12 protein-coding genes are annotated in these 16505 nt (G+C 69.1%); all 12 read right to left on the bottom strand.

Annotated features, from left to right (window positions below):
- Positions 1-4 precede the first annotated feature (4 nt).
- Positions 5-2329 carry a molybdopterin cofactor-binding domain-containing protein gene (locus AB0L64_RS22360; protein WP_363712830.1) on the bottom strand — a complete coding sequence of 775 codons (2325 nt, stop codon included), beginning with the start codon at positions 2327-2329 and terminating at the stop codon, positions 5-7.
- 126 nt (positions 2330-2455) lie between these two features.
- The gene (locus tag AB0L64_RS22355; RefSeq protein WP_363712828.1) at positions 2456-3655 is read right to left on the bottom strand and encodes a helix-turn-helix domain-containing protein; all 1200 of its coding nucleotides are present in this window, start codon (positions 3653-3655) and stop codon (positions 2456-2458) included.
- Between the two features lie 47 nt (positions 3656-3702).
- Positions 3703-4644: a polyprenyl synthetase family protein gene (locus AB0L64_RS22350; protein WP_363713496.1), complete on the bottom strand. Its 942-nt coding sequence runs from the start codon at positions 4642-4644 to the stop codon at positions 3703-3705.
- Between the two features lie 77 nt (positions 4645-4721).
- On the bottom strand, positions 4722-6311 hold the full coding sequence (gene nuoN / locus AB0L64_RS22345; protein WP_363712826.1) for an NADH-quinone oxidoreductase subunit NuoN: 1590 nt from the start codon (positions 6309-6311) through the stop codon (positions 4722-4724).
- The gene (locus tag AB0L64_RS22340) at positions 6308-7831 is read right to left on the bottom strand and encodes an NADH-quinone oxidoreductase subunit M (RefSeq protein WP_355694453.1); all 1524 of its coding nucleotides are present in this window, start codon (positions 7829-7831) and stop codon (positions 6308-6310) included. The genes nuoN and AB0L64_RS22340 overlap by 4 nt, the downstream gene beginning before the upstream one ends.
- Complete coding sequence (gene nuoL, locus AB0L64_RS22335) at positions 7828-9696, bottom strand: NADH-quinone oxidoreductase subunit L (RefSeq protein WP_363712824.1); 1869 nt, start codon at positions 9694-9696, stop codon at positions 7828-7830. The genes AB0L64_RS22340 and nuoL overlap by 4 nt, the downstream gene beginning before the upstream one ends.
- A 12-nt stretch (positions 9697-9708) precedes the next feature.
- Positions 9709-10008: an NADH-quinone oxidoreductase subunit NuoK gene (nuoK, locus tag AB0L64_RS22330; protein ID WP_130384807.1), complete on the bottom strand. Its 300-nt coding sequence runs from the start codon at positions 10006-10008 to the stop codon at positions 9709-9711.
- A gap of 73 nt (positions 10009-10081) precedes the next feature.
- Positions 10082-10921 (bottom strand): NADH-quinone oxidoreductase subunit J, encoded by an 840-nt coding sequence (locus AB0L64_RS22325; protein WP_363712821.1) that lies wholly within the window; start codon positions 10919-10921, stop codon positions 10082-10084.
- On the bottom strand, positions 10918-11466 hold the full coding sequence (gene nuoI, locus AB0L64_RS22320; RefSeq protein ID WP_359940909.1) for an NADH-quinone oxidoreductase subunit NuoI: 549 nt from the start codon (positions 11464-11466) through the stop codon (positions 10918-10920). Before nuoI ends, AB0L64_RS22325 begins: the two co-directional genes overlap by 4 nt.
- On the bottom strand, positions 11459-12772 hold the full coding sequence (gene nuoH / locus AB0L64_RS22315; protein WP_363712819.1) for an NADH-quinone oxidoreductase subunit NuoH: 1314 nt from the start codon (positions 12770-12772) through the stop codon (positions 11459-11461). The genes nuoI and nuoH overlap by 8 nt, the downstream gene beginning before the upstream one ends.
- The gene (locus tag AB0L64_RS22310) at positions 12769-15207 is read right to left on the bottom strand and encodes an NADH-quinone oxidoreductase subunit G (protein ID WP_363712817.1); all 2439 of its coding nucleotides are present in this window, start codon (positions 15205-15207) and stop codon (positions 12769-12771) included. The genes nuoH and AB0L64_RS22310 overlap by 4 nt, the downstream gene beginning before the upstream one ends.
- Entirely contained in the window at positions 15204-16505 is a 1302-nt protein-coding gene (gene nuoF, locus AB0L64_RS22305; RefSeq protein ID WP_363712815.1) for an NADH-quinone oxidoreductase subunit NuoF, read from the bottom strand. Before nuoF ends, AB0L64_RS22310 begins: the two co-directional genes overlap by 4 nt.

Raw genomic sequence — 16505 nt, 5'->3', positions numbered from 1 at the left:
TTCCTCAGAACGTGTGGTCGAGGCCGTCGGTCGGCGACTGCGGAGTGGACGGCTGCACCGGCAACGGCTCGAAGCTCAGCGTGCCGTGGTTGATCGGGAAGTACTTCGGCAGCGTGCCGGTGGCCCGCGCGTAGGCACAGGCGACCGCGGCGAACGCCGGGGCCACCGACAGCTCACCGGCGCCGCTCGGGCTGTCACCGGTGTTCGGCATGATCACGACCTCGACGTCCAGCGGCGTGTTCCACTCCCTGGTGTAGAAGTAGTTGTCCCAGCTGCCTTCGAGCGGGATGCCGTTCTTGATGTGCAGGCTCGACGTCAGCGCCAGCGCGATCGCATCTTGCAGACCGCCGATCATCTGGGCCTCCAGGCCGCGCGGGTTGATGCAGAACCCGGGATCGACGGCGATCACCGCCTTGGTCACCCGCGGACCGGTCACCGCTTCGCCCTCGACCGGCCGGTTCACGGTCTCCGGCCGGCAGTCGATCTCGACCAGCGTCGCGACCGCGGCCCGGTACTCCGAGTGCACCGCGATGCCCTGCGCCGTACCCTTCGGCATCGCCTTGCCCCAGTGGCCGACCTCGGCCGCCTTGTTCAGCACGGCGAGCAACCGCTGGTCCTTGAGGAAGTTCCGCCGGAACCGGACCGGGTCCTGGCCCATCTTCTTGGCGAGCTGATCAACCACCAGCTCCTCGGCGCAGACCACGTTCGGCGAGTAGATGTTGCGCATGCTGCCGGTGTTGAACTTCAGCGGGATCTCGTTGAGCAGCTGCGTGGTGACCCCGAAGTCGTACGGCGAGGACTGGGTCAGCGCGAAGATCGTCTCCGCGAACGACAGGTTGCCGCCGACCGGCAGGTCCGCCGCGAACGCGGTGATCATCTCGCCGAGACCGTGACCGAAGTCGGTCTGCACACTCGTATGGCGCTGCTCGTAGCTGAGCACGTTGCCGGCCAGGTAGTTCACCCGGACGCGAGACGTGCACATCGGGTGCGTGCGGCCCTGGCGGAAGTTGTCGGTCCGCGACCAGGACAGCTTCACCGCCTTGCCCATCTTCTGCGAGATCTCCGCCGCCTCGGCCGCCACGTCGTGGAACAGGTGCCGGCCGAACGAGCCGCCGCCCTGGACGACATGCACCTGCACAGCGTCGATCGGCAGGCCGAGCTGCTTGGCGATGTCCTCCTGGGCCACGATCGGGACCTTCAGGCACGACCAGATCTCGGCGCCGTCCGGGCGGACGTCGGCGATCGCGCAGTCCGGTTCGAGCGGGCTGTTGCTGGCGAACGCGAACACGAACTCGGCGTCGATGGTCTGCGCCAGGACCGGCGGAACGGCCATCGGCAGCTGCGCCGCCCGCAGCTTGGCCAGCACCGTCGCGTCGGACTCGTCGTCGACGGTGCCCGGGCCCCAGGTCGCGTCGACCTTCTGGATCGCGTCGATGCATTGGCCGAAGGTCTCGCCGCGGATCGCGACACCGTGGGTGATGCCAACGACGTCGGTGATCCCCGGCAGCGCCCGCAGCGCCGCGAGGTTGTTGATCGACCGAAGCGTCCCGTTGATCGTCGGCGGCCTGGCCACCATGGTCGGCTTCGCGCCCGGGACCTGCAGGTCCATCGCGAACTCCTTGCGGCCGGTGACGATGTCGTGGCCGTCGACCCGGTTCCGCGGCTGCCCGAGGACCTTGAACTCGGACGGGTCCTTGAGCTCCGCGGAGAACGTGACCGTCGTCGAGGCGGCCGCCGCCTTCGCCAGCGATCCGTACGTCGCCGTACGCCCGCTCGGCCCGCTCACCACGCCCTTGCGGGTGGTCAGCCGGCCGGCGTCGACGGCCCAGTGCTCGGCAGCCGTCTCCACCAGGCGCTGCCGGGCGAGCGCGGCCGCCGTCCGGACCGGGAGGTACATGCTGCGCATCGAGTTCGAGCCGCCGGTGAGCTGGTTCATCAGCAGCTCGGGCCGCGCGTCGGCGAGCGTGATCTCGACCTTGTTCATCGGGAGATCCAGCTCTTCGGCCACCATCATCGCGAACGCGGTCGTGATGCCCTGGCCGACCTCGCAACGCGGCACCGCGAAGTGCGCGGTGCCGTCGGTCTTCAGCTCCACGGTGATCAGGCCGGACGTCGGCGCGGCCGCGAGGTTCTGCAGGTCGCCCAGGTCGAAGATGTCCGGCGGCTGCGGCAGCGAGGGAACCGCCGCATCCGCGGACCGCGAGCCGGATTCGTTGGCGACCCAACTGACTCCGACCGCGAGTGTGGGGGCGGCGATCAGGTACCCGAGGACCTTGCGTCTGCCCAGCAGGCCCCGTCGGCCGGCCGGCTTCTCGCTGCGTTCGGTCATCTGGGTCCTCCGTGCTCGAGCAATGCTGGGAACGCAGTCTGGCACCGCCGCCGCGGCGACGGCATGGCCGCAATGCCCAGGTTTTGCAGGGGTTCACTGTGCACAACGCACAGGCACACCCATCGGTCACGCAGGGAAGAGCTTGAACGCCCGCAGGGCAAGGCCGAGTTCGAGCTGGCAACCGTCCTCGGTGACGTCACGGCCGGTGATCTGATGCACCCGGTGCAGGCGGTTGATGACTGTGTTCCGGTGACAGTGCGCGAGATCCGCTGTCCGGCGGACGGATCCGGCGGCCGTCACCCACTTGTCCAAGGTGTCGAGCAGGAGGTCGCGTTCCGAGGCCGGCACCGTGGTCAGCGGAACCAGCCAGGTCTGGACCAGTTGCCCGGCCAACTCCGGTGCGCTGAGCAACAACGCCTCGGGCAGCCGCTCCGTCAGAGCTGCCACGTCGATCTGACCGGCCGGCAGGGTCCGCCGGGCCAGCATCGCCTGCCGGTACGCGAGATTGACCTCAGCCAGCCCGTTCACCACGCCGGACAGACCCGCGGGTGCATGCACGACATCGCGCAGGATGCCGAGTGCCTTCGGCAGCGATTCCGTGCCGAGCGCAAGCAAGCCGACGACGGTCTGCGGACGCACCTGCCACGCGGAGGCGACCCGGACACCCGCGAACCGGCGTACGAACGAAGATGTCGTGCACTCGTCGTCGACCAAGTTGTCGATGGCCACCACCAGGTAGCGGCCGTCGATCGGTACGTCGAGGACCGTGGCGGCTTCCTGGACGAACGCGCGGTCCTTCCCGCGGCCGTGCAGCAGGCCCTCCCAGAGCGTCGACCTGCGGCGCTCGTCGGCGCGGACGAGTTGCCGCTCGGCGACGTGGTAGGCGGCCGCGACCTGCGACGACGTCCGGTCGACGACCTCCCAGACCTTGGACGCGACATCCAGCAGCGCCTCCGAATCGACCGCACCCTGGGCGCGGGCCTCCTCGATCAACGCCTCCCACACCAGCCGCCCGCCGAGCCGGAACGACTTCAGGACGTCGTCCAGCGGCATCCGCTGCTCAGCGCGCCGCCGCCCGGTCGCCTGCGCCGCGTCGAAGTGGTCGTCGTTGTCGGCGATCATCTGCACGACCCGAGCCACGTTGTCATGACACGACCGCCACAGATCCTGCTGCGGAACCGCATCCATCACCCGGTACGCCGGGTTCTGCGCGTAGATCGTCTCGACCAGCGCGTCGGTCAACGCCGGCAGATGCAGCAACACACTCTCGGCCAACGACTCCACCGACCGCCCGGCCACCGGCAACACAACATCCCGCTCACCCATAGTCGGCACAGCATCGCACAGAGTCGCGAAGCGGCCCAGGGCTCAGGTCAGACGGAGCGGGTGGCTACCAGGTCGCAGAGGGCGTCGAGGGCCTGGCGGCCGGGGCCTTCGGGGAGGGTGCTGAGGAGTTTGCGGGCGTCGGCGGCGCGGCGGCGTACGTCGTCCTCGGCCTGGCGGAAGGCGGCGTGGGAGCGGAGCAGGTCGAGCGCCTCGGACAAGCGGGCGTCGTCGGCCAGGTCCGAGTCCAGCAACTCCAGCAGGCGGGCGTCCGTGGGGTCCGCCGGGTCTGCCTGGGCGCGGAAGATCAGCACCGGCAGCGTGGGCACACCCTCACGCAGGTCGGTGCCGGGCGTCTTGCCGGACTGCCCGGACTCAGACGCGATGTCCAGCAGGTCGTCGGCCAACTGGAAGGCGACGCCGATCTCCTCGCCGAACGCCCGCAGCGATTCCTGGATCTCCTCCGAGGCACCGGCGTACCGGGCGCCGAAGAGGACGGACGTCGCGATCAGCGAGCCGGTCTTGTCGGCGACCACCGACAGGTAGTGCGTGAGCGGGTCCTGCCCCTCGCCGACGCCGAGCGTCTCGCGGATCTGGCCCTCGACCAGCCGGCCGAAGGTCCGGGCCTGGATCCGGACCGCTTCCGGGCCGAGGTCCGCGACCAGGTCCGACGCCCGGGCGAACAGCCAGTCGCCGGACAGGATCGCCACCGAGTTGTCCCAGCGCGCGTTCGCGGTCGAGGACCCGCGGCGCAGCGCGGCCTCGTCCATCACGTCGTCGTGGTGCAGCGTCGCGACGTGGGTCAGCTCGACGACCACGGCCGCCTTCACCACGCCGTCCGCCCCGGCGTCAGCGCCGAACTCCGCCCCCAGCAGGACCAGCAGCGGCCGGAACCGCTTGCCACCGGCAACCATGACGTGCCGCGCGGCGGCGGTGACGAACGGCGCCTCGGACTCGGTCGCGTCGAGCAGCGCCTGCTCGACAAGCTCCAGCCCGGCACGGACCCGGGACTCGAGGCCTGCGTCGGCGAACTCGAATCCCAGGCTCTCGGCCGGCAGCGGGGTCGGACTCAACGGATGAACTCACCAGCTCGGGCCGCCAGGTCCAGCACCGGTCCGGGGACCAGGCCGAGGACGACGGTGGCAGCGAGACCCAGCGCCACGGCGCTCGTGGTCTGCCAGCCCGGCAGCGCCACGTCCGGCGCGTCGGCCGGCAGGTCGGAGAAGAACATCAGCACGATCACGCGGACGTAGAAGAACGCGGCGACCAGGCTGGACAGGACAGCGACAACCACCAAAGGCCACGCGCCGCCGGTCCATGCCGCGCTGAAGACCGCCCACTTGCCGGTGAAGCCCGCGGTCAGCGGGATGCCGGCGAAGGACAGCAGGAAGAACGCGAAGATCCCGGCCAGCAGCGGCGACTTCTTGCCCAGGCCCGCCCAGCGGGACAGGTGCGTCGCCTCGCCGCCCGCGTCGCGCACCAGCGTCACGACGGCGAACGCGCCGATCGTCGGGAAGCCGTACGCGACCAGGTAGAACAGCACCGCCTGCGTCGAGGTGATGCCGTTGTGCACGCCGCTCCCGACCTGCGCGAGGCCGACGAACGCGGTCAGCAGGAAGCCCGCGTGCGCGATCGACGAGTACGCCAGCATCCGCTTCACGTCGGTCTGCGTGATCGCGACGATCGAACCGACCACCATGGTGAGGATCGCGACGATCCACATCATCGGCGCCCAGTCCCAGCGCGTCCCGCCGAGCGCGACGTAGAAGACCCGCATCAGCCCGACGAACGCGGCGATCTTGGTGCAGGCCGCCATGAAGCCGGTGACCGGCGTCGGCGCGCCCTGGTAGACGTCCGGCGTCCAGGAGTGGAACGGCACGGCGCCGACCTTGAACAGCAGGCCGACTCCCAGCAGGCCGGTGCCGGCGAGCAGGATGGCGTCGCCGCCGGTCTGCGTGCCGAGCGCGTCCGCGATCCCGCCGAGCGACATCGTGCCGGCGTACCCGTACAGCAGCGCGATCCCGAACAGCAGGAACGCCGACGAGAAGGCGCCGAGCAGGAAGTACTTCATCGCGGCTTCCTGCGAGATCAGCCGGCGCCGGCGGGCCAGCCCGCACAGCAGGTACAGCGGCAGCGAGAACACCTCGAGCGCGACGAACAGCACGAGCAGGTCGTTCGAGGCCGCGAACAGCATCATGCCGCCGACCGCGAACAGCGTCAGCGGGAAGATCTCGGTGTGCTCGATACGCGCCGCGGTGCCCTCGCGCTCGGCCTCGGAGCCCGGTACGGCGGCCGCCTGGCCGGCGAACGCGGACAGGCCGCCGTCGATCGAGCGCTCCGCGAACAGCAGCACGCTGATCAGCGTCAGCGCCAGCAGGACGATCCAGGTGAACAGCGCGGGGCCGTCGACCGAGATCGCGCCCTGCGCGGCGACCAGCTCCTTCTTGTCGTTCATCAGGATGCCGGTCAGGACACCGGACACGACCAGGGCGACCACCGTGATCGCCAGCTGCACCAGGTGCCGCAACGGCCGCGGCAGGAACGCCTCGACCAGGACGCCGACACACGCCGCGCCGAACACGACGAGCAGCGGAGCCAGCTCGTTGTACTCGATCTTCGGCGCCGTGAAGTCCGCCAGCGGCAGCAACAACGCGCTCACTTCTGTCCCTCCGTCGCGGGGATCTCCGGTGCCGGGTCGGTGACGCCCACATGCTGCATGGTCGCCTCGACGGCGGGCTTGATGATGTCGACGATCGGCTTCGGGAAGATTCCGAGGCCGATGATCAGGACGATCAGCGGTGCGATCGCGAAGACCTCACGCACGTTCAGGTCCTTGAGCTTCTCGATCCCGTCGCGGACCGGGCCGGTCATCGTGCGTTGGTACATCAGCAGGATGTACAGCGCGGCCAGCACGATACCGACCACCGCGATCACCGCGATCGTCCGGTGCTTGCTGAAGGTCCCGGCCAGCACCATGAACTCGGAGATGAACGGCGACAGACCGGGCAGCGCCAGGCTGGACAGGCCGGCGAACAGGAAGGTCCCGGCGAGCACCGGTGCAACCTTCTCCACCCCGCCGTAGTCGGCGATCCGGGCGGACCCGCGCCGGGACACGAGATACCCGGCGACCAGGAACAGCGCCGCGGTCGAGAGACCGTGGTTGAACATGTACAGCGTCGACCCGGTCAGGCCCTGTGACGTCAGCGCGAAGATACCCATCACGATGAAGCCGAAGTGCGAGATCGAGGTGTACGCGATCAGCCGCTTGATGTCGGTCTGCCCGATCGCCAGCAGCGCGCCGTACAGCACCGAGATCAGCGCCAGCACCAGCACCACCGGGGTGGCCCACTCGGACGCGTTCGGGAACAGGCCCAGGCAGAACCGGATCATCCCGAAGGTGCCGATCTTGTCCAGGATGCCGACCAGCAGCACCGACGTCCCCGGCGTCGCCTCACCGGCCGCGTCCGGCAGCCAGGTGTGGAACGGCACCATCGGCGCCTTCACCGCGAACGCGAACATGAAGCCGAGGAACAGCCAGCGCTCGGTGTTCTGGCTCATGTCCAGCTTCATCATGTCCGACAGCAGGTACGACGGGTCGCCCTGCCGCGCGGAGACGACGTACAGGCCGACGACCGAAGCCAGCATCAGCAGACCGCCGAGCAGCGAGTAGAGCAGGAACTTCACCGCGGCGTACGAACGCTGCGGGCCGCCGAAGCCGCCGATCAGGAAGTACATCGGGATCAGCGTGGCCTCGAACAGCACGTAGAACAAGAACACGTCGGTGGCGGCGAACACGCCGATCGACAGCGCCTCCAGGCCGAGGATCCAGGCGAAGAAGGACTTCTCCGACCAGCGGCCCTGCTGCGCGTCGTTCCAGGACGCGATCATCACGATCGGCGTCAGCAGCGCGGTCAGCACCACCAGGACGATGCCCACGCCGTCCAGGCCGAGCGCGTAGTGCGCGCCGAAGGCCTTGATCCAGGTGTGCGTCACGGCGTAGTCCTCGGCGCCGTTGCGCTGGTAGCCGATCGCGACGATCGCGGTCAGCACCAGCGTCACGAGCGAGAACCCGAGCGCGACCTGCTTGGCCGTCAGCGCCTTCGCCTTCGGCACCAGCATCGTCGCGATGGCCCCGACGAACGGCAGGAGCAGTAACAGGGTCAGCCAACCGATGTTCACGACAACCTCACCGCGAGGAGGGCGACGACCACGAATGCGGCGCCGAAGACCATGCTGAGTGCGTACGAACGGACGAAGCCCGTCTGGACCCGGCGGAGCCGGCCGGACAGCCCGCCGAACAGTGCGGCCAGGCCGTTGACCAGGCCGTCGACGCCCCGGTTGTCGAGCCAGACCAGCGTCCGGGTCAGGTACTGCCCCGGGCGCATGAAGACCGCCTCGTTCAGCGCGTCGCCGTACAGGTCACGACGCGCGAACTTGGTCAGCGGCGAGCCGGCCGGAGCCTCCCGCGGCACCTCCCGGCGGTACATCAGCACCGAGATCGCGATGCCGACGGCAACCACCGCGAGGGTGATGATCGTCATCACCGCTGCGCTCACCGGAGGGTGCTCCTCCTCGTGCCCGACCACCGGCTCGAGCCAGCCGACGATCCAGTGACCGGCGAAGTACAGCGCACCGCCGGCCAGCGAGAGCGCGGCCAGGATGATCAGCGGCCACGTCATCACCTTCGGCGACTCGTGCGGGTGCACGTCCTCGGCCCAGCGCTTCTTGCCGAAGAACGTCATGATCATCACCCGCGTCATGTAGAACGCGGTGAGCCCGGCGCCGAGCAGCGCGCACAGACCGATCACCGTGTTGTCCGCGAACGCGGCCTCGATGATCTTGTCCTTGCTGAAGAAGCCGGCGAACGGCGGGATGCCGAGGATCGCCAGGTAGCCGAAGCCGAACGTCACGAAGGTGATCTTCATCGCCGTCCGCAGCGCGCCGTAGTGGCGCATGTTCACGTCGTCGTTCATGCCGTGCATGACGGATCCGGCGCCGAGGAACATGTTGGCCTTGAAGAAGCCGTGCGTGAGCAGGTGGAAGATCGCGAACACGTAGCCGGCCGGGCCGAGGCCGGCGGCCAGCATCATGTAGCCGATCTGGCTCATCGTCGAACCGGCCAGCGCCTTCTTGATGTCGTCCTTGGCGCAACCGATGATCGCACCGGCCAGGGCGGTGACCGTACCGACGATGACCACCGCGGTCGACGCCGCCTCGGTCTGCTCGTAGATCACTCCGGACCGCACCACCAGGTAGACGCCGGCGGTGACCATGGTCGCCGCATGGATCAGCGCCGACACCGGGGTCGGGCCCTCCATCGCGTCCAGCAGCCAGGACTGCAGCGGCACCTGCGCGGACTTGCCGCAGGCGGCCAGCAGCAGCATCAGGCCGAGCAGCGTGGCCCAGGTCTTCGACAGCTGGTCGGCACCCGCGAACACCGTGGAGAAGGCCGAGGAGCCGAACAGCACCCACATGCTCATCACCGCGAGCGACAGGCCGATGTCACCGACCCGGTTCACCACGAACGCCTTCTTCGCGGCGACCGCGGCCGAGGTCTTGTGCTGCCAGAAGCCGATCAGCAGGTACGACGCCAGGCCGACGCCCTCCCAGCCGACGAACACCAGCAGATAGTCGGCCGCGAGCACCAGCAGCAGCATCGCCGCGATGAACAGGTTCAGGTAGCCGAAGAACCGCCGCCGGCGCGGGTCGTGCTCCATGTAACCGATCGAGTAGACGTGGATCAGCGAACCCACACCGGTGATCAGCAGCACGAACAGGATCGACAGCGGGTCGATCAGCAGACTGAACTCGACCTTGATGTGGCCGACCGAGAACCACTCGAACAGGTTGACCGTCTCGGACCGCTCTTCGCCGGACAGGCCGCGCATCTGGACGAACAGCACGACGCCGAAGACGAAGGAGATCACCGGCGCCAGCGTGCCCAGCAGGTGACCCCACGCGTTGGTGGCCTTGCCACCGAGCAGCAGGATCGCCGCGGACACCGCTGGTACGGCAACCAGCAGCCACGTCAGCTCATGACTCATGGGGTGCTTACCTCAGTACTTGAGCAGGTTGGCGTCGTCGACCGAGGCCGAGCGACGGGTGCGGAAGATGGCCATGATGATCGCCAGCCCGATCACGACCTCGGCCGCGGCCACCACCATCACGAAGAAGGCGGCGATCTGGCCGTCGAGGTTGCCGTGCTGGCGGGCGAAGCTGACGAACGCGAGGTTGGTCGCGTTCAGCATCAGCTCGACGCACATGAAGACGACGATGGCGTTGCGGCGGACCAGCACGCCGAGCGCGCCGATACTGAACAGGATCGCCGCGAGCACGATGTACGGCTCGGTGGTCATGCGCGTCCTCGCTTCGCTCCGGGCGCGCATGACAAAAGGGTGCTGCGCCTGATGGTTCGCTCGCTGCGCTCGCTCACGCCTTGTCCTCCTCGCCGACGAATCCGGTCGTGTCGGTGCTCTCCGCCTCGGACGGGTACGCCTCGCCCAGGTCGAGCTCGCGCACCTCTTCGATGTCCGCGCGCTCCTCGGCCTCGGGCAACACGGTGCCACGTGCCTGGAGCACGCGCGAAACCGAGGTGGGTGCGATCGACCCGTCCGGCAGCAGGGCCGGGGTGTCGACGGCGTTGTGCCGGGCCAGCACACCGGGGGTCGGCAGCGGGCCGGGGTGGATGCCCTGCTCGGCGTACTTGCGGATCCGCTCCTCGGCGTGGTCGCGCTGGGTGCGCTTCTTGGTCAGCCGCTCGCGGTGGGCCAGCATCATGGCGCCCATCGCCGCGGTGATCAGCAGCGCCGACGTGACCTCGAAGGCCCAGACGTACTTGCTGAACAGCAGGTTCGCGATGGCCTTCGGGTTCCCGTCCGGCTGCGCGCCGGCCAGCCCGACCGGATTGCCGTAGACCGCGTTGCCGACGGCGGCGACCAGCAGGACGCCGAAGCCCAGGAACGCGATCCCGGCGAGCAGCCGCTGACCGCGGATCGTCTCGACCAGCGAGTCGGACGCGTCGACGCCGACCAGCATCAGCACGAACAGGAACAGCATCAGGATCGCGCCGGTGTAGACGATGATCTGGACCGCGAACAGGAACGGCGCGTCCTGCGCGGCGTACTGCACCGCGAGACAGATCATCACCGTCGCCAGCAGCAGCGCCGAGTGCACCGCCTTGCGGACCAGCACCATCCCGATCGCGGCCAGGATCATGACCGGAGCCAGCATCCAGAACGCGACCTGCGGGCCGGTGACGAGACCGATCATTTGGCGTCACTCCCGTCGGCCTTGGCCGCAGCGCCGGTGAGCCCGAGGTAGTAGTCCTTCTCGGTCTTGCCCAGCTGCATCTCGTGCGGCGGCTCCTGCATGCCCGGGAGCAGCGGCGCCAGCAGGTCCTTCTTCTCGTAGATGAGGGACGCGCGGCTGGTGTCGGCCAGCTCGTACTCGTTGGTCATCGTGAGCGCCCGGGTCGGGCACGCCTCGATGCACAGGCCGCAGAGGATGCAGCGCAGGTAGTTGATCTGGTACACCCGGCCGTACCGCTCGCCCGGCGAGAACCGGTCGCCGTCGGTGTTGTCCGCGCCCTCGACGTAGATCGCGTCCGCGGGGCAGGCCCACGCACACAGCTCACAGCCGATGCACTTCTCCAGCCCGTCCGGCCAGCGGTTCAGCTGGTGCCGGCCGTGGAACCGGGGCGCGGTCGGCTTCTTCTCGAACGGGTACTGCTCGGTGAACACCTTGCGGAACATCGTCCGGAAGGTGACCCCGAACCCGGCTACCGGGTCCCAGAGGGACTCTTTGACACTAGCCATTTCTGGCTTCCTCGCTTCGGCTCGGAGTGTTGACGGCCATCGGGGGTGGCACCGGGAAGCCGCCGGCGAACGCGTCGAAGTCCTCCGCGCGGTCGGCCTCGGTGACCTGCTCGGGCTTGGGCTTCTGCGGAGCGAACATGCTGAGCACCGCGAGCACCAGCACGATCGCGGCCGCGACCAGGAGCGTCGTCCGGCTGAAATCGGTCTCCCGGCCGACCGCGCGGACGGTGGCGACCAGCAGGATCCAGCACAGCGAGACCGGGATCAGGACCTTCCAGCCGAGCTTCATGAACTGGTCGTAGCGCAGTCGCGGCAGCGTTCCGCGCAGCCAGATGTAGAAGAAGATGAAGCCCATCAGCTTGCCCATGAACCACAGCACCGGCCAGTAGCCGGAGTTCGCGCCGTCCCAGAGCGAGATCGGCCACGGCGCCCGCCAGCCGCCCAGGAACAGCGTGGTGGCCAGCGCGGACACGGTCGCCATGTTGATGTACTCGGCCAGGAAGAACATCGCGTACTTGATCGAGGAGTACTCGGTCAGGAAGCCCGCTACCAGTTCGCCCTCGGCCTCCGGCAGGTCGAACGGCGCCCGGTTCGTCTCGCCGACCATCGAGACCACGTAGATCACGAACGACGGGAACAGCAGGAACGCGTACCACCCGGGCAGCGGGATGTCGGCCCCGAACAAGTGCACGGTCTGGTGCGACTGCGCCGCCACGATCTCCGAGGTGGACATCGAGCCGGCGAACAGGAACACGGTCACCAGCGCCAGGCCCATGCCGACCTCGTACGAGATCATCTGCGCGCTGGAGCGCAGACCGCCGAGCAGCGAGTACGTCGAGTTCGACGACCAGCCGCCGAGGACGATGCCGTAGATACCGATCGAGGCGACCGCCATCACGTACAGCACCGAGACCGGCAGGTCGGTGAGCTGCAGCCGGGTGTAGGTGTCGGTGAACGGGATCTTCACCGTCGGCCCGAACGGGATCACCGCGAAGGTGAGGAAGGCCGGCACCGCGACGATCGCCGGCGCCAGGACGAACACCAGCCGGTCGACGCCCTTCGGCATCAGGTCTTCCTTGAGCATCAGCTTCACACCGTCGGCCAGCGACTGCAGCAGACCCTGCGGGCCGTGCACGTTCGGGCCGATCCGGTGCTGCATCCGCGCCACCACCCGGCGTTCCCACCAGATGTTGAACAGCGTCAGCACCACGAGGAAGACGAAGATGAACAGGACCTTGATCAGGATGACCCACCACGGGTCGTGCCCGACCCCGGCGTCCGGTACCGCGAGTGGGATGGAGCTCATGCGTTCCCTCCGGCGATCGTCACGATCGAGCCATGGTCTGCGTGCAACGACCGGCGCACGTGCGAGTCGGCCGAGTTCGTCGGCAGCCAGACCACGTTGTCGGTCATCGGGGTGATGACGACCGGCAGCCGGATCGATCCGGCGTCGGTGCTCACCACCAGCTCGTCGCCGTCGGCGACACCGATCCGGTGCGCGGTGGTGAGCGAGATCCGGGCGACCGGCTTGCGCGCGGTCGCGGTCAGATGCGGCTCACCGTCGCAGGCGCGGCTGTCGTCGATCAGCATCCGCCAGGTCGCGAGCCGGGTGGAGTCGAACGCGCCGAGGGCCGGACCGGCCTGGTACGTCGGCTCCTGGGCCCGGTCGCCGTCCCAGCGGCCGAGCTCGTCGTACTCCCGCTTCGCGCCGTCGGACGTGCTGAAGCCGAGCGAGCGGCCCATCTCCTGCGCCAGCGCGGCCAGCGCGCGGACGTCCGGCATCGCGGCCGGCACCTTCAGCGCGACCGGGAACGGCCGCTCGCGGCCCTCCCAGTTCACGAAGGTGCCGGACTTCTCCACCGGCGGTACGACCGGGAAGACCACGTCGGCGTACTCGGTCACCTGGGAGTTGCGGACCTCGAAGCTGACCACGAACGGCGCCGCCGCGAGCGCGGCCAGGGCCGCGGCCGGGTCGGGCAGGTCGTCGATCTCGACACCCGCGACGACCAGCGCCTGCAGCGATCCGGCGTCCCGGACGATCTCGGTGAGGTCCTTGCCCGGCTGGGCCGGCAGGCTCTCCACGCCCCAGGCGGCCTGCAGGTCGACCCGCGCCTGCGGGTCGCTGACCAGGCGGCCACCGGGCAGCAGGCCCGGCAGGCAGCCGGCCTCGAGCGCGGCCCGGTCACCCGCACGGCGCGGGATCCAGGCCAGCTGCGCGCCGGTGTCGAGCGCGAGCCGGAGCGCCGTCGAGTACCCGCCCGGCACCGCGGCCAGCCGCTCGCCGACGACGATGATCGAGTCCGGTCCGAGCGCGGCCCGGGCAGCGGCCCCGGCCTCGCCGGCGTTGCCGAGATCCGCGAGCACGGCGGCCTCGGTGCCCGGCGACGCGTGCACGACGACGCCGTCGAGCTTCTCCACACCACGCGACGCGTACGCCGCGATCGTGAACACCTTGGTGCCGTGCGCCTTCACGCCCTTGCGGACCCGGAGGAACACCGACGGCGCCTCCTCCTCGGGCTCGAACCCGGCGAACAGCACCGAGCCGGCCTTCTCGAGGTCCGCGAACGTCGTCCCGAGGCCGGTGCCGGCCACCGCGGCGGCGAGGAAGTCCGCCTCCTCCGCGGAGTGCGGGCGGGCCCGGAAGTCGATGTCGTTGCTGCCCAGCGCGACCCGCGCGAACTTCGAGTACGCGTAGGCGTCCTCGAGCGGCAGCCGGCCGCCGGTCAGCACCGCGGCGTTGCCACGCGCGGCGTTCAGCTTCTCCGCCGCGAAGGTCAGGGCCTCCGGCCAGGACGCCGGGCGCAACTGGCCGTCCTCCCGGATCATCGGGTGCGTCAGCCGGTCGCCGGTGTTCGCGTACTGGAACGCGAACCGGTCCTTGTCGGAGATCCACTCCTCGTTGACCTGCGGGTCGTCACCGGCCAGCCGGCGCATCACCTTGCCGCGCCGGTAGTCGATCCGGATCGCCGCACCGGACGCGTCGTGCTCGGCCACCGACGGCACCGACACCAGGTCGAACGGCCGCGAGCGGAAGCGGTACGCCGCACTCGTCAGCGCACCGACCGGGCAGATCTGGATCGTGTTGCCGGAGAAGTAGCTCTCGAAGGGCTCCTTCTCGTAGATGCCGACCTGCTGCAGCGCGCCGCGCTCGATCAGCGCGATGAACGGGTCACCGGCGATCTGCTCGGAGAACCGCGTGCAGCGCGCGCAGAGGATGCAGCGCTCGCGGTCCAGCAGCACCTCGGCCGAGATGTTGATCGGCTTCGGGTAGGTCCGCTTGATCCCGTGCGACTCGTGGAACCGGGACTCGGCGGCGCCGTTGCTCATCGCCTGGTTCTGCAGCGGGCACTCGCCGCCCTTGTCGCAGACCGGGCAGTCGAGCGGGTGGTTGATCAGCAGGAACTCCATGATCCCGTGCTGGGCCTTGTCGGCCACCGGCGAGGACACCTGGGTCCGGACCACCATGCCGTCGGCGACGGTGATCGTGCAGGAGGCCTGCGGCTTCGGCATCCCCCGGCCGTTCCCGGCGTCGGTGATCTCGACCAGGCACTGCCGGCAGGCGCCGACCGGATCGAGCAGCGGGTGGTCGCAGAACCGCGGGATCTGGATCCCGATCTGCTCGGCGGCCCGGATCAGCAGGGTGTTCTTCGGAACCTTGACCTCGATGTCGTCGATGGTGACCGTCACCAGATCGGTGCGCTCCACCTCGGACCCGGCCGGCGGGTTCGCTTGGATCGTCATGCGCTAGCTCCAGCAGTCGCGAAGACAGTGCTTGCCATCGGGTCGAACGGGCAGCCGCCGTTCTCGAAGTGCGCCAGGTACTCGTCCTTGAAGTGCGCGATCGAGCTGGCGATCGGTGCGGTCGCACCGTCGGCCAGCGCGCAGAACGACCGGCCGGTGATGTTCTCGCACAGGTCGAGCAGCTCGGCCAGGTCCTTCTCGGACCCCTGGCCCTTCTCCAGCCGCTCGAGGATCTGCACCAGCCACCAGGTGCCCTCGCGGCACGGCGTGCACTTGCCGCAGGACTCGTGCTTGTAGAACTCGGTCCAGCGCAGCACGGCGCGCACCACGCACACCGAGTCGTCGAAGATCTGCAGCGCCTTGGTGCCGAGCATCGAACCGACCGAGCCGACGCCCTCGTAGTCCAGCGGGACGTCGAGGTGCTCCGCCGTCAGCAGCGGCGTCGACGAACCGCCCGGCGTCCAGAACTTCAGCTGGTGGCCCTCACGGACCCCGCCGGCCAGGTCGAGCAGCTCGCGCAGCGTGATGCCCAGCGGCGCCTCGTACTGCCCCGGGCGGGTGACGTGCCCGGACAGCGAGTACAGCGTCATGCCCTTGGACTTCTCGGTACCCATCGAGGAGAACCAGTCCGCGCCGTTCTTGAGGATGACGGGAACGGATGCGATCGACTCGACGTTGTTGATGACAGTGGGGCAGCCGTACAAGCCCGCGACCGCGGGGAACGGAGGACGCAGACGGGGTTGACCGCGACGACCTTCGAGCGAGTCCAGCAGCGCCGTCTCCTCGCCGCAGATGTAGGCGCCGGCGCCGGCGTGCACGACCACGTCGAGGTCGTAGCCGCTGCCGAGGATGTTCTGGCCGATGTAGCCGGCGTCCTTGGCCTCCTGGACCGCCTGCTGCAGCCGGCGGATCACGTGCAGGACCTCACCGCGGACATAGATGAACGCCACCGACGCGCGGATCGCGTAGGACGCGATGACGACGCCCTCGACGAGCGTGTGCGGCGAGGCCATCATCAGCGGGATGTCCTTGCAGGTGCCCGGCTCGGACTCGTCGGCGTTGACGACCAGGTACTTCGGCTTCGGGTTGTCCTGCGGGATGAACGACCACTTCATCCCGGTCGGGAAGCCCGCGCCGCCGCGGCCGCGCAGACCGGAGTCCTTGACCGCGGCGACGACGTCGGCCGGCTCCATCCGCAACGCCGTGCGCAGCGCGTCGTACCCGCCGGTTCGCTGGTACGACGAGAGCTGCCAGGCGTTGATCTGGTCCCAGTTGTCGGACAGTACGGGGGTCAGCAT

Origin of the sequence: Kribbella sp. NPDC051936 (genome assembly GCF_040680955.1) — a bacterium.
Taxonomy (GTDB): Bacteria; Actinomycetota; Actinomycetes; order Propionibacteriales; family Kribbellaceae; genus Kribbella.
This window is presented reverse-complemented; position numbering and strand designations above follow the sequence as displayed.

Bases quoted from the DNA above. Each gene is read 5' to 3' on its own strand.
- AB0L64_RS22360 (WP_363712830.1), bottom strand. From the start codon at position 2,329: ATGACCGAACGCAGCGAGAAGCCGGCCGGCCGACGGGGCCTGCTGGGC.
- AB0L64_RS22355 (WP_363712828.1), bottom strand. From the start codon at position 3,655: ATGGGTGAGCGGGATGTTGTGTTGCCGGTGGCCGGGCGGTCGGTGGAG.
- nuoL (WP_363712824.1), bottom strand. From the start codon at position 9,696: ATGAGTCATGAGCTGACGTGGCTGCTGGTTGCCGTACCAGCGGTGTCC.
- nuoK (WP_130384807.1), bottom strand. From the start codon at position 10,008: ATGACCACCGAGCCGTACATCGTGCTCGCGGCGATCCTGTTCAGTATC.
- AB0L64_RS22325 (WP_363712821.1), bottom strand. From the start codon at position 10,921: ATGATCGGTCTCGTCACCGGCCCGCAGGTCGCGTTCTGGATGCTGGCT.
- nuoI (WP_359940909.1), bottom strand. From the start codon at position 11,466: ATGGCTAGTGTCAAAGAGTCCCTCTGGGACCCGGTAGCCGGGTTCGGG.
- nuoH (WP_363712819.1), bottom strand. From the start codon at position 12,772: ATGAGCTCCATCCCACTCGCGGTACCGGACGCCGGGGTCGGGCACGAC.
- AB0L64_RS22310 (WP_363712817.1), bottom strand. From the start codon at position 15,207: ATGACGATCCAAGCGAACCCGCCGGCCGGGTCCGAGGTGGAGCGCACC.
- nuoF (WP_363712815.1), bottom strand. From the start codon at position 16,505: ATGCTGACCCCCGTACTGTCCGACAACTGGGACCAGATCAACGCCTGG.